We start from the raw sequence: 12,728 nt of genomic DNA on the forward strand, positions 1-12,728 counted from the left end.
AGCAGGCTCGCTCCCACAGGGTTTTATGCAGGCTGTTGAAACGTAGTTCTTACAACGGCATCGTGTAATGCAGTGCGTAACTTTCTACACCGTCGTTGTCGCTGGAAAGGCCCGCGTTGGAATAGTGCGTCGCACGAATCCCGACTTCATGCCCGCCATTGAAACGCAGGCCAAAACCCAAACGGTCTTCGAACTGGAAAGAACCGCCGAGGTTGTTGGATTCGTACTTGGTATTAGAGAACGCTGCCACACCAATCCCCGCTTCAACGTAAGGCTTCACCGACTCACCGGCAAATTCGTAAACGAACACTGGCGAGAACGACAAGCTGTTGTTGCTGGAGGTCTTGTCACCGTCCCAATAGGTATAAGCACCGCTCCAGTAACCGGTCAGGCGACCGACGTCGCTCTGCAGCCAGCTCTTGTCCCAGTCGAAATTCATCCCCAGGCGATACGTCATGGTCGAATCGCTGGTAGCGCCAACGGCGAATTCAACGCCGGCAGCTTGTGCGGAAATACTTTGCCCCATCAATGCGGCCGCAATCGCGGCCAAGCAGAATAGTCGCTTCACTTTGAAACTTCCTTTTACGGAACGATCGTTCGGTTTTCTGGATAACTCATCGCTATAGAAGCTAGCGCTCACTCAGAAGTTCAGCTGATTTTTCTGTTATTTCACATTTTTTTTACAAACTGAATTTTTGCACGTCACCCGGCGTTTGCCCCAACAGGGGCAGGATGTTGCGCAAGTGCTGCGGCTCGGCGGTCGTCCAGAATCTGACCGATCGGTCCGGTCCCGCAGCGAGCAGATCGCGCTCTGCGAGAAGGCGCTGAAGTTGCCGCGCCACGGCGGCGCCGGTATCGATCAGGCTGATGTTCTGGGGGATCATCGAGCTGAGCATCGGCTTGAGGAAGGGATAGTGGGTGCAGCCGAGGATGATCGTGTCGCAACCGTTGGCCAGCAGCGGATCGACATAACTTTGCAGCAAGGTGCGCAACTCGGCACTGTGCAGATCGCCGCTTTCAATCAAGTCAACCAGACCGGGGCACGGTTGGGTGATCACGCGCACATCCGTGGCGAAGCGGTCGAGCAAGGCTGCGAACTTGGCACTCTGCAAGGTGCCAGTAGTGGCAAGTACACCGACCACACCGCTGCGGGTAGCGGCAGCGGCCGGTTTGACCGCAGGCTCCATGCCGACAATCGGCCAGTCGGGAAAGTCGCGGCGCAGATCGGCAACAGCCGCCACCGTTGCGGTATTGCAAGCGACCACCAACGCCTTGGCGCCCTGCTCGCGGAAAAAACCGGCCATCACATTGCAACGCTGACGGATGAATTCCGGGGTTTTCTCGCCATACGGAATGTGCCCGCAATCGGCGAAGTACAGCAACGACTCATTGGGCAACAAGCGCTGAATTTCAGCCAGTACCGACAAACCGCCGACACCGGAATCGAACACGCCGATCGGCGCCTCACGCATGCTGTGACCCACAGACGCTGCACCCCGGATCGCGTTTGACGCGCAATTCACGAAAGCGCGAACCCAGCGCATCGATCAACAGCAAGCGGCCCACCAGCGGTTCACCAAAACCGACCAGCACCTTCAATGCCTCAAGCGCCTGAAGACTGCCGACCAAGCCCACCAGCGGCCCGACCACGCCCGCCTCGCTGCAAGTCAGTTCGGCTTCGCTACCGTGCCCGTATAAACAGTGGTAGCACGGGCTCTCGGCGCGACGCGGGTCGAACACGGAAAGTTGCCCTTCGAGGCGAATCGCCGCGCCGCTGACCAACGGTTTGCGCGCCGCCACACACGCGGCGTTGACGGCTTCACGAGTAGAAAAATTATCCGAACAGTCGAGCACCAGGTCCACCGCAGAAACGGCTGCGGCGAGGGAATCCTCGTCCAGCGCCTGACGATGGGCGATCAGTTGAATCTCAGGATTGATCGCGCCCAGACGCTTGAGCGCCGAGTCGACTTTGCTCATGCCGACGCTGTCGGTGTCGTGGATGATCTGGCGCTGCAGGTTGGTCAGATCGACCGTGTCGAAGTCCACCAGATGCAGTTCACCGACACCCGCCGCTGCCAGATACAAGGCAACCGGTGCGCCGAGACCACCGAGGCCGACAATCAGGACGCGACTGTCCTTGAGCTTCAACTGGCCGTCGATGTCGATGTGTTGCAGCAGAATCTGCCGGCTGTAGCGCAGCAATTCCTGATCGTTCAGCACGGCAGGCGCCCCAGGCTGATGCGTTGATGGCCGCCCAGATCGGTGCGGCTGTGGACTTCTTCGAAACCGCGACCGAGCAGCAAATCGCGCACGGCTTCGGCTTGATCATAGCCGTGTTCGAGCATCAGCCAGCCACCGGCCTCCAGATGCGCCGGGGCCTGGGCGACGATCAGCCGCAGATCGTCGAGCCCGTCCTCACCGGCCACCAAGGCACTGGCGGGTTCGAAGCGCACATCGCCTTCGATCAGATGCGGATCGGTCGCGGCAATGTACGGCGGGTTGCTGATGATCAGCTGAAAACGCTGACCTTCAAGAGCACTGAACCAATGACTGCTCAGCACCTTGGCATTGTTCAAATGCAGGCGTTGGCGATTACGCTCGGCCAGCGCCACGGCTTCGAGTACGCGATCCACAGCAGTGACCTGCCACGCCGGACGCTCGCTGGCCAGGGCCAAGGCAATCGCGCCGCTGCCAGTGCCGAGGTCGAGGACTTTGGCCGGAGTCGCCGGCAGCAATTCCAGCGCTGCCTCCACCAACAACTCAGTGTCCGGGCGCGGAATCAGCGTGTGCGGTGCGACTTCCAGATCAAGTTTCCAGAAACCCTGCTGGCCGAGAATGTAGGCCACCGGCTCGCCCCCGCGGCGGCGTTGCAGATACTCGGCAAACTTCAGCGCGGCGTCAGTCGGCACGATGCGCTCGGGCCAGGTGTGGAGAAAGCTGCGCGATTTGCCCAGAGCCGCGGCCAGAAGCAATTCGGCGTCCAGACGTGCGGTCGGTGAATCCGGCAAGTCGGCGGCGCGCAACAGGCTGGCAATGATGGTCATTTATTCACCTATCGCCGCGAGTTGGTCGGCCTGGTATTCGGCCAGCAGCGGCTCGATTACCGCCTCTACGCCACCGGCGAGAATTTCATCGAGCGAATACAGAGTCAGGTTGACGCGATGGTCGGTCACCCGGCCCTGAGCAAAGTTGTAGGTGCGAATGCGCTCGGAACGATCACCGGAACCGACGAGCAATTTACGCTCGCTGGCGATTGCATTGGCCGCCGCGGCGGTTTGCTGATCGTTGAGTTTGGCCGACAACCACGCCATCGCCCGTGCACGGTTCTTGTGCTGGGAACGCTCTTCCTGACACTCGACGACGGTGCCGGTCGGAATGTGCGTGATGCGGATCGCCGAGTCGGTGGTGTTGACGTGCTGACCACCGGCCCCGGAGGAGCGGAACGTGTCGACGCGCAAATCCGCCGGGTTGATCTCGATGGCTTCGCGCTCGTCCGGCTCGGGCAACACCGCCACGGTGCAGGCCGAGGTGTGGATACGACCCTGGGATTCGGTGGCGGGCACGCGCTGTACGCGGTGCGCGCCGGACTCGAATTTCAGCTTGCCGTAAACGTTGTCGCCTTCAATGCGCGCGATGACTTCTTTATAGCCACCGTGTTCGCCTTCGTTTTCCGACAGGATCTCCACACGCCAGCCACGTCGCTCGGCGTAACGCGAGTACATGCGGAACAAATCGCCGGAGAAGATCGCCGCCTCGTCGCCGCCGGTGCCGGCGCGAATTTCGAGGAACACGTTACGCCCGTCGTTGGGATCCTTGGGCAGCAACATGCGTTGCAGATCGCCTTCCAGCGTGATCAGCATTTCTTTGGCTTCGCGGACTTCTTCCACAGCCATTTCACGCATGTCCGGGTCGCTGTCCTTGAGCAGCGCCTGCGCGCCTTCAAGATCGCCTTGTACGCTGAGCAGTTTTTTATAGGCGTGTACGACCGGCTCAAGTTCGGCGTATTCCTTGGAATAGGCGCGGAATTTAGTCTGATCGGAAATGACTTCGCCGTCGCCGAGCAGCGCGGTCAGTTCCTCGAAACGGTCCTGGAGGATGTCCAGCTTATTGAGCAGTGACGCTTTCATTGCGGTTTTTTATCCGAAAAGCTATCCGGTGAGCCCTCGAGGGCAAAGAGTTCCTGAGCCATGGCCAGCGCATCGAGGCGGCCTTCGGCAGAAAGCTTTTTCAGTTGCACGCTGGGCGCGTGCAACAGTTTATTGGTCAGGCCACGGGCCAGTTGCCCCAGCACATCTTCGGCGTTGCCGCCGTTGGCCAGCAGACGCAGGGCTTTTTGCAGCTCCTCGTCGCGCAGACGTTCGCTCTGTTGACGATAAGCCTTGAGCACATCGACCGCCGCCAGCTCACGCAGGCGCACCATGAAATCGTCGGCACCGACCGAGACCATCTCTTCGGCCGCTTGTGCTGCACCTTGGCGGCTCTTGAGGTTTTCGGCGACCACTTCGTGCAGATCGTCGACGCTATAGAGGTAAACGTCGTCCAGTTCGCCGACTTCCGGTTCGATGTCCCGGGGAACGGCAATGTCGACCATGAAGATCGGTTTGTGCTTGCGCAGCTTCAATGCGCTCTCGACCGCGCCTTTACCGAGAATCGGCAACTGACTGGCGGTCGAACTGATGACGATATCGCTGCGCACCAGCTCCGCCGGGATGTCCGACAGCAACACCGCGTGGGCACCGAACTGCTCAGCCAGAAGGCTTGCGCGCTCCAGCGTACGGTTGGCGACAACGATGCGCTTGACCCCCAGCTCATGCAAATGGCGGGCGACCAGGGTGATGGTCTCGCCGGCGCCGATCAGCAAAGCCTGGCTGCGTTGCAGGTCACTGAAAATCTGTTTCGCCAGACTGACCGCGGCAAACGCCACAGACACCGGGTTTTCCCCGATGGCGGTGTCGGTACGCACCTGTTTGGCGGCATTGAAGGTTGCCTGGAACAAACGCCCGAGCAGCGGCCCGATGGTGCCAGCCTCGCGGGCCACGGCGTAGGCCGATTTCATCTGGCCTAGAATCTGCGGCTCGCCCAGCACAAGCGAATCGAGCCCGGAGGCGACGCGCATCATGTGACGAACTGCCGCATCATCTTCATGCACATAAGCACTCGCGCGCAGCTCTTCGAGGCTTAAATGGTGATAGTCGGCCAGCCAGCGCAGCACGATATCCGCCGACAGCTGATCCTGTTCTATATAGAGCTCACTCCGATTGCAGGTGGAGAGGATCGCAGCTTCGCGGCTGTCGGTAAGTCGGCAGAGCTGCTGCAACGCCTCAACCAGCTGCTCAGGGGTAAAGGCCACGCGCTCGCGGACGTCTACTGAAGCAGTCTTGTGGTTGATACCGAGTGCAAGGAAGGCCATTCAAGGTCGCTGATAGTGACGTGAAGCCGGCAATTGTCCACCTTCGTCAGATTCAGAACAACTATTGGATATCTATTGACCTGATCAGTGAGTCAACAACTGAGAGCCGTTCTCGTTCACACAACACCGCGCCCTTGCAGGAGCTGCCGAAGGCTGCGATCTTCTGATCCTGTTTTTTTACAATCCAAAGATCGAAGCCTTCGGCAGCTCCTACATTGGTACGTAGACACATTGGGGTATGGGCATCAGCGTAAATTGCCTCACCGGTTATGTTTGGCTGAAGGCTTGTGTCATGATGATCCGACCGCAGGTTAGTCGTCCTCTTCCTATATGAATAGATCCTCCGCGTTGCTCCTCGCTTTTGTCTTCCTCAGCGGCTGCCAGGCCTTGGCCCCCGTGTCGCCGGACGGTACGCCGCCGGTTGAAGACACCACCCCTGCGCCTGAAAAACCCAAGGTTTACAGTTCGTTCAGTGAAGAAACCGTGTTCAGCCTGCTGAGCGCCGAGCTCGCCGGCCAGCGCAATCGTTTCGACATTGCCCTGGACAACTACGTGACTCAGGCCATCAACACCCAGGATCCGGGCGTCTCCGAGCGCGCGTTCCGCATCGCCGAATACCTCGGTGCGGATCAGCCTGCGCTGGATACCGCGTTGATCTGGGCGAAAAACGCCCCGGACGATCTCGAAGCGCAACGCGCCGCCGCCGTGCAACTGGCGCGTGCCGGGCGTTATGACGACTCGATGGTCTATATGGAGAAAGTCCTGCAAGGCAAGGGCGACACCCATTTCGACTTCCTCGCGCTGTCGGCGGCGGATACCGATCAGGAAACCCGCAACGGTCTGATGAAAAGTTTTGACCGCTTGTTGCAGCGTCACCCGAACAACAGTCAGCTGATTTTCGGCAAGGCCCTGCTCCTGCAACAGGATGGCGACAACAAAGCGGCACTGGCACTGCTCGAAGACAATCCGCCGGAAGACGGCGAAATCGCCCCGATTCTGCTGCGCGCCCGTCTGCTCCAGCTATTGAACCGTGGCGACGAAGCCCTGCCACTGCTGCAAAAAAGCATCAAGAAATATCCGGACGACAAACGTCTGCGCCTGACGTACGCGCGGATGCTGGTCGAGCAGGATCGGATGGACGACGCCAAGGCCGAGTTCTCCAGCCTCGTTCAGCAATACCCGGAGGACGACGAACTGCGTTATTCGCTGGCGCTGGTCTGCCTTGAAGCCAAAGCCTGGGATGAGGCCAAAGGTTATCTGGAAGACCTTATCGCTCGGGAAAGCCATGTCGATTCGGCGCACCTGAACCTGGGGCGCATCGCCGAAGAACGCAACGACCCGCAGGGCGCATTGATCGAGTACGCCCAGGTCGGCCCGGGCAACGACTATCTGCCGGCACAGCTGCGTCAGGCCGATATCCTGATGAACAACGGCAAGACCGCCGAAGCCCAAAGCAAACTGGCGGCCGAACGCGATGAACAACCGGATTACGCGATTCAGCTGTACCTGATCGAGTCGGAAACCCTGTCGGCCAACAAGCAGGACGACAAGGCCTGGAAGGTATTGCAAAACGCCTTGCTGCAATATCCAGACGATCTGAATCTGCTGTACACCCGCGCCATGCTCGCGGAAAAACGCAACGATCTGGCGCAGATGGAAAAAGACCTGCGCCTGATCATCAAGCGCGACCCGGACAACGCCATGGCGCTGAACGCTTTGGGCTACACCCTGTCTGATCGCACGACCCGTTACGCTGAAGCCAAGACGCTGATTGAGCAGGCACACCAGATCAACCCGGAAGACCCGGCGGTACTCGACAGCCTCGGCTGGGTGAATTTCCGCCTGGGCAATCTGGACGACGCCGAGAAATATCTGCGTCAGGCGCTGGAGCGTTTCCCTGACCACGAAGTCGCCGCACACCTGGGCGAAGTATTGTGGGTCAAGGGCAACCAGCGTGAAGCCAAACAAGTCTGGGGCAAATTCCTCAAGGATCAGCCCGACAGCACCATTCTGCGCAGCACCATCAAGCGCCTGACCGGATCCGAGACTCTTTAACTCATGTTTTTGCGCCACGTTATTGTTTTCAGCTTCATCGCCCTGCTCGCCGGTTGCGCGGGTTTCGGTGCTCGCGAATCGGTCGAGGGCCACGGCAGTCCGGCCCAATGGGCGGCGAACAAACAACAGCTGACCGGCCTCGACGGCTGGCAGATCGACGGCAAGATCGGCATCCGCGCACCAAAAGATTCCGGTAGCGGCACGCTGTTCTGGCTGCAGCGTCAGGATTACTACGACATTCGCCTGTCCGGCCCGCTGGGTCGTGGCGCGGCACGCCTGACCGGGCGTCCGGGCAAAGTTTCGCTGGAAGTCGCCAATCAGGGCCGCTACGAATCGCAATCGCCGGAAACCTTGCTCGAAGAGCAGTTGGGCTGGAAATTGCCGGTGTCGAATCTGGCCTGGTGGGTCCGTGGCCTGCCCGCGCCGAACAGCAAAAGCCGCCTGAATCTGGATGCCAACAGCCGTCTGGCCAACCTTGAACAGGATGGCTGGAAAGTCGAATACACCGCTTACACCGAACAAAACGGTTACTGGCTGCCCGAGCGCATCAAGCTGCACGGCACCGACCTCGATGTGACGCTGGTGATCAAGACCTGGCAACCGCGCAAGTTGGGGCAATAACGCATGACCGCTGCACGCCTGACCCTGCCCTCGCCGGCCAAACTCAATCTGATGCTGCACATTCTGGGTCGCCGTGAAGACGGCTATCACGAGTTGCAGACATTGTTTCAGTTTGTCGATTACGGCGATGAAATCACTTTTGCCGTGCGCGATGACGGCGTGATTCAACTGCATACCGAATTTGCCGGCGTGCCGCATGACAGCAATCTGATCGTGCGTGCGGCGAAAATGCTTCAGCAACAGTCCGGCTGTGCGCTGGGCATCGACATCTGGATCGACAAGGTTCTACCCATGGGCGGCGGCATTGGTGGCGGCAGCTCAAATGCGGCAACCACTTTGTTGGGTCTCAATCATCTGTGGCAACTGGGCTGGGATGAAAATCGGCTCGCGACACTAGGCTTGTCGCTTGGCGCCGATGTTCCGGTTTTCGTCCGTGGTCACGCGGCGTTTGCCGAGGGTGTGGGCGAGAAACTGACCCCCGTCGACCCTGAAGAACCGTGGTATCTGGTGCTCGTGCCGCAAGTCTCTGTAAGTACGGCAGAAATTTTTTCCGATCCTTTGTTGACACGTAACACGCCGCCCATTAAAGTGCGCCCCGTTCCCGAGGGAAACAGTCGAAATGACTGCTTGCCGGTGGTTGCAAGGCGTTATCCAGAAGTACGTAACGCATTGGATTTGTTAGGTAAATTTACCGAAGCAAAGCTCACCGGAACTGGAAGTTGTGTGTTTGGGGGCTTCCCAAGCAAAGCTGAAGCTGATAAAGTCTCGGCCCTTCTGACAGAGACCCTTACAGGGTTTGTAGCGAAAGGAAGCAACATTTCGATGTTGCATCGCAAGCTGCAAAGTCTGCTCTAAAAGGAACCAGGTGCTCGGCACTTGATGCAACAGATACAGGGGCGTCGCCAAGCGGTAAGGCAGCAGGTTTTGATCCTGCCATGCGTTGGTTCGAATCCAGCCGCCCCTGCCATTTTCCATACTCATCCAGGTTACCCTCAGCCTCTAGGTACTGCGCGTGTCCAAGATGATGGTCTTTACGGGGAACGCTAACCCCGATCTGGCTCGGCGTGTTGTACGTCAGCTGCATATCCCTCTCGGTGACATCTCTGTCGGCAAATTTTCCGACGGCGAAATTACTGCCGAGATCAATGAAAATGTTCGTGGTAAAGACGTTTTCATTATTCAGCCGACTTGCGCTCCGACCAACGATAACCTGATGGAACTGGTAGTGATGGCTGACGCCTTCCGCCGCTCCTCGGCTACTCGTATCACTGCTGTTATTCCTTATTTTGGTTATGCCCGTCAGGATCGCCGTCCGCGTTCCGCACGTGTGGCTATCAGCGCGAAAGTCGTCGCTGACATGCTTACCGTAGTCGGCATCGACCGTGTTCTCACGGTTGATCTGCATGCTGACCAGATTCAGGGTTTCTTCGATATTCCGGTAGATAACATCTACGGCTCCCCGGTTCTGGTGGATGACATTGAAGATCAGCGCTTCGAAAACCTGATGATTGTTTCCCCGGACATTGGTGGCGTCGTGCGTGCACGTGCTGTTGCCAAGTCGCTGGGTGTGGATCTCGGGATCATCGACAAACGCCGTGAGAAAGCCAATCACTCTGAAGTGATGCATATCATCGGTGATGTCGAAGGGCGTACCTGTATTCTGGTCGATGACATGGTCGATACCGCCGGCACTCTGTGCCACGCGGCCAAGGCCCTGAAAGAGCATGGCGCAGCCAAGGTCTTTGCCTACTGCACACACCCTGTGCTGTCGGGTCGGGCCATCGAGAATATCGAAAATTCCGTGCTGGACGAGCTGGTGGTGACTAACACCATCCCGCTGTCCGCTGCAGCACAAGCCTGTGCACGTATCCGTCAACTGGATATTGCACCGGTAGTTGCCGAAGCGGTTCGCCGCATCAGCAATGAAGAATCGATCAGCGCGATGTTCCGCTAAGGGCCCTGCCCTTCTCGAAATGTCTCGTTGACGAAAAGCGCCCCGCCCCGGCATTCCTGTCGGGGCGGGGCTTTTTTGCCCATACCGTGTTAGGCGCTGGTCGCAAACGCCGCTCGGTCATGGCTATTTTGGAGATACAAAATGAACGATTTTACTCTGAATGCTGAAGTGCGTTCCGACCTGGGGAAAGGTGCGAGCCGCCGCCTGCGTCGTCTCGCCGCTCTGGTTCCAGCTGTTGTTTACGGTGGCGAAAAAGCCCCTGAATCCATCAGCATGCTGGCCAAAGAAGTTGCCAAACTGCTCGAAAACGAAGCGGCTTACAGCCACATCATCGAGCTGAACGTTGGTGGCACCAAGCAGAACGTCATCATCAAAGCTCTGCAACGTCACCCGTCGAAAGGCCACGTTCTGCACGCTGACTTCGTACGCGTTGTAGCAGGTCAGAAACTGACCGCTATCGTGCCTGTGCACTTTGTTGGTGAAGAAGCTCCGATCAAGAAAGGCGGCGAAGTTTCGCACGTTGTTTCGGAAATCGAAGTGACTTGCCTGCCGAAAGATCTGCCTGAGTTCATCGAAGTCGACCTGTCGGCTCTGGAAATCGGCGCAATCGTTCACCTGTCCGACCTCAAAGCCCCTAAAGGCGTTGAGTTCGTTGCACTGGCTCACGGTGACGACAAAGCTGTTGCAAACGTACACGCTCCACGCGTTGCTCCAGAAGCTGAAGAAGGCGCTGCAGAGTAATTCACTCTGTGACGCCGGAGTGATCAAGTAACATCGCGGACTGGAACGTAGCGAGAAAGCGGGCGAGAACGCGGAGTTTACATCTATGGTAAATGAGCTTTTTTCGTCCACTTTCGCCGCTCTCCCTGATTGCGGCGATGTTATCCACCACTCCAAGGAAGGGCCCCTATCGTGACTGCCATCAAACTGATCGTTGGCCTGGGAAATCCAGGCGCTGAATACGAACAGACCCGGCATAACGCAGGGGCCCTTTTTGTTGAGCGCATCGCAGCCGCACAAGGTGTGAACCTTGTCGCCGATCGCAAATATTTCGGCCTGACCGGGCGCTACTCGCATCAGGGTCAGGATGTTCGTCTGCTGATTCCCACCACCTACATGAACCGCAGCGGCCAGGCCGTGGCGGCACTCGCCGGTTTCTTTCGCATCAAGCCTGAAGAAATCCTGGTGGCGCACGACGAACTCGACCTGCCTCCGGGCGTCGCCAAGCTCAAGCAGGGCGGCGGCCATGGCGGTCACAACGGGTTGCGCGACATCATCGCGCAACTGGGCAATCAGAATACTTTCTACCGTCTGCGGCTTGGCATCGGCCACCCGGGCGTCGCCAGTATGGTTTCAAATTTCGTCCTGGGTCGTGCGCCACGCGCCGAACAGGAAAAACTCGATGCCAGCATCGACTTTGCCCTCGGCGTGCTGCCGGATATCCTCGCCGGAGAATGGAACCGTGCGATGAAAAACCTGCACAGCCAGAAGGCCTGACTCTTATCCGAGGGGAAACACCATGGGATTCAATTGCGGCATCGTCGGCCTGCCTAACGTCGGCAAGTCCACCCTGTTCAACGCGCTGACCAAATCCGGTATCGCGGCCGAGAACTTCCCCTTCTGCACGATCGAGCCGAACAGCGGCATCGTGCCGATGCCCGATGCACGTCTGGACGCACTGGCGGCCATCGTCAATCCCAAGCGCATCCTGCCGACCACCATGGAATTCGTCGACATCGCAGGCCTCGTTGCCGGCGCCTCGAAAGGTGAAGGCCTGGGCAACAAGTTCCTCGCCAACATTCGCGAAACCGACGCCATCGCTCACGTGGTGCGCTGCTTCGAAGACGAAAACGTGATCCACGTTTCCAACAGCGTCGACCCGAAACGCGACATCGAAATCATCGACCTGGAACTGATCTTCGCCGACCTCGACAGCTGCGAGAAGCAACTGCAGAAAGTCGCGCGCAATGCCAAGGGCGGTGACAAGGACGCGGTCGTTCAGAAGGCTCTGCTGGAGCAACTGATCGCTCACTTCACCGAAGCCAAGCCTGCACGCAGCCTGATGAAGTCCATGAGCGCTGACGAAAAAGCAGTGATCAAAGGCTTCCACCTGCTGACCACCAAGCCGGTCATGTACATCGCCAACGTCGCTGAAGACGGTTTCGAGAACAACCCGCACCTGGACGTGGTTCGCGCCATCGCCGAAGAAGAAGGCGCCATCGTCGTGCCGGTCTGCAACAAGATCGAAGCGGAAATCGCCGAACTCGATGACGGTGAAGAGAAGGACATGTTCCTCGAGGCCCTGGGTCTGGAAGAGCCGGGCCTGAACCGCGTAATTCGCGCCGGTTACGAAATGCTGCACTTGCAGACCTACTTCACCGCCGGCGTCGAAGAAGTTCGTGCCTGGACCGTCAAAGTCGGCGCCACCGCACCTCAGGCTGCTGGCGTGATCCACACCGACTTCGAAAAAGGCTTCATCCGCGCCGAAGTGATCGCCTACAACGACTTCATCCAGTACAAGGGCGAAGCCGGCACCAAAGAGGCTGGTAAATGGCGTCTGGAAGGCAAGGACTACATCGTCAAGGACGGCGACGTGATGCATTTCCGTTTCAACGTATAAAATCTGCACCCACGAAAAAGCCGCGTTCTAGACGCGGCTTTTTTGTGCCTGACAGATTGTTAAAAGAT

13 protein-coding genes and 1 tRNA gene are annotated in these 12,728 nt (G+C 58.4%); 8 read left to right on the top strand and 6 right to left on the bottom strand.

Annotated features, from left to right (window positions below):
• Positions 1-49: 49 nt before the first annotated feature.
• The 6 genes from ACA061_RS22280 to hemA form a co-directional block, all read right to left on the bottom strand.
• Entirely contained in the window at positions 50-568 is a 519-nt protein-coding gene (locus ACA061_RS22280) for an acyloxyacyl hydrolase (protein ID WP_497300059.1), read from the bottom strand.
• Positions 569-680: 112 nt separating this feature from the next.
• Positions 681-1,472: a glutamate racemase gene (murI, locus tag ACA061_RS22285; protein WP_210555686.1), complete on the bottom strand. Its 792-nt coding sequence runs from the start codon at positions 1,470-1,472 to the stop codon at positions 681-683.
• Positions 1,465-2,220: a molybdopterin-synthase adenylyltransferase MoeB gene (locus ACA061_RS22290; RefSeq protein ID WP_497300060.1), complete on the bottom strand. Its 756-nt coding sequence runs from the start codon at positions 2,218-2,220 to the stop codon at positions 1,465-1,467. Before ACA061_RS22290 ends, murI begins: the two co-directional genes overlap by 8 nt.
• Positions 2,214-3,044, bottom strand: a complete 831-nt coding sequence (gene prmC, locus ACA061_RS22295; protein ID WP_150605277.1) for a peptide chain release factor N(5)-glutamine methyltransferase — start codon at positions 3,042-3,044, stop codon at positions 2,214-2,216. Before prmC ends, ACA061_RS22290 begins: the two co-directional genes overlap by 7 nt.
• Positions 3,045-4,127 carry a peptide chain release factor 1 gene (gene prfA / locus ACA061_RS22300; protein ID WP_497300061.1) on the bottom strand — a complete coding sequence of 361 codons (1,083 nt, stop codon included), beginning with the start codon at positions 4,125-4,127 and terminating at the stop codon, positions 3,045-3,047.
• Complete coding sequence (gene hemA / locus ACA061_RS22305; RefSeq protein WP_150605275.1) at positions 4,124-5,410, bottom strand: glutamyl-tRNA reductase; 1,287 nt, start codon at positions 5,408-5,410, stop codon at positions 4,124-4,126. The genes prfA and hemA overlap by 4 nt, the downstream gene beginning before the upstream one ends.
• 330 nt (positions 5,411-5,740) lie before the next feature.
• Here hemA and ACA061_RS22310 point away from each other — a divergent pair, with 330 nt between their 5' ends.
• The 8 genes from ACA061_RS22310 (at position 5,741) to ychF (ending at position 12,660) form a co-directional block, all read left to right on the top strand.
• A complete protein-coding gene (locus ACA061_RS22310) occupies positions 5,741-7,465 on the top strand; it encodes a tetratricopeptide repeat protein (RefSeq protein WP_150616380.1) in 1,725 nt (574 codons plus the stop codon).
• Between the two features lie 3 nt (positions 7,466-7,468).
• A complete protein-coding gene (gene lolB / locus ACA061_RS22315) occupies positions 7,469-8,086 on the top strand; it encodes a lipoprotein insertase outer membrane protein LolB (RefSeq protein ID WP_042561055.1) in 618 nt (205 codons plus the stop codon).
• Between the two features lie 3 nt (positions 8,087-8,089).
• Entirely contained in the window at positions 8,090-8,941 is an 852-nt protein-coding gene (gene ispE, locus ACA061_RS22320) for a 4-(cytidine 5'-diphospho)-2-C-methyl-D-erythritol kinase (protein ID WP_210702113.1), read from the top strand.
• A 37-nt stretch (positions 8,942-8,978) separates the two neighbouring features.
• Positions 8,979-9,053 (top strand) — tRNA-Gln (locus ACA061_RS22325).
• A gap of 45 nt (positions 9,054-9,098) precedes the next feature.
• Positions 9,099-10,040: a ribose-phosphate pyrophosphokinase gene (locus tag ACA061_RS22330; protein ID WP_003171603.1), complete on the top strand. Its 942-nt coding sequence runs from the start codon at positions 9,099-9,101 to the stop codon at positions 10,038-10,040.
• A 141-nt stretch (positions 10,041-10,181) separates the two neighbouring features.
• Positions 10,182-10,781, top strand: a complete 600-nt coding sequence (locus ACA061_RS22335) for a 50S ribosomal protein L25/general stress protein Ctc (RefSeq protein WP_150605272.1) — start codon at positions 10,182-10,184, stop codon at positions 10,779-10,781.
• Between the two features lie 171 nt (positions 10,782-10,952).
• Positions 10,953-11,537 (top strand): aminoacyl-tRNA hydrolase, encoded by a 585-nt coding sequence (gene pth / locus ACA061_RS22340; protein WP_003228164.1) that lies wholly within the window; start codon positions 10,953-10,955, stop codon positions 11,535-11,537.
• Between the two features lie 22 nt (positions 11,538-11,559).
• Complete coding sequence (ychF, locus tag ACA061_RS22345; RefSeq protein WP_150605271.1) at positions 11,560-12,660, top strand: redox-regulated ATPase YchF; 1,101 nt, start codon at positions 11,560-11,562, stop codon at positions 12,658-12,660.
• Positions 12,661-12,728 lie beyond the last annotated feature (68 nt).

It is taken from the genome of Pseudomonas sp. LBUM1668 (genome assembly GCF_059695715.1).

Coding starts and splice junctions, on each gene's coding strand:
- prfA (WP_497300061.1), bottom strand. CDS start 4,127: ATGAAAGCGTCACTGCTCAATAAGCTGGACATCCTCCAGGACCGTTTC.
- prmC (WP_150605277.1), bottom strand. CDS start 3,044: ATGACCATCATTGCCAGCCTGTTGCGCGCCGCCGACTTGCCGGATTCA.
- ychF (WP_150605271.1), top strand. CDS start 11,560: ATGGGATTCAATTGCGGCATCGTCGGCCTGCCTAACGTCGGCAAGTCC.
- murI (WP_210555686.1), bottom strand. CDS start 1,472: ATGCGTGAGGCGCCGATCGGCGTGTTCGATTCCGGTGTCGGCGGTTTG.
- lolB (WP_042561055.1), top strand. CDS start 7,469: ATGTTTTTGCGCCACGTTATTGTTTTCAGCTTCATCGCCCTGCTCGCC.
- ispE (WP_210702113.1), top strand. CDS start 8,090: ATGACCGCTGCACGCCTGACCCTGCCCTCGCCGGCCAAACTCAATCTG.
- ACA061_RS22310 (WP_150616380.1), top strand. CDS start 5,741: ATGAATAGATCCTCCGCGTTGCTCCTCGCTTTTGTCTTCCTCAGCGGC.
- hemA (WP_150605275.1), bottom strand. CDS start 5,410: ATGGCCTTCCTTGCACTCGGTATCAACCACAAGACTGCTTCAGTAGAC.
- ACA061_RS22335 (WP_150605272.1), top strand. CDS start 10,182: ATGAACGATTTTACTCTGAATGCTGAAGTGCGTTCCGACCTGGGGAAA.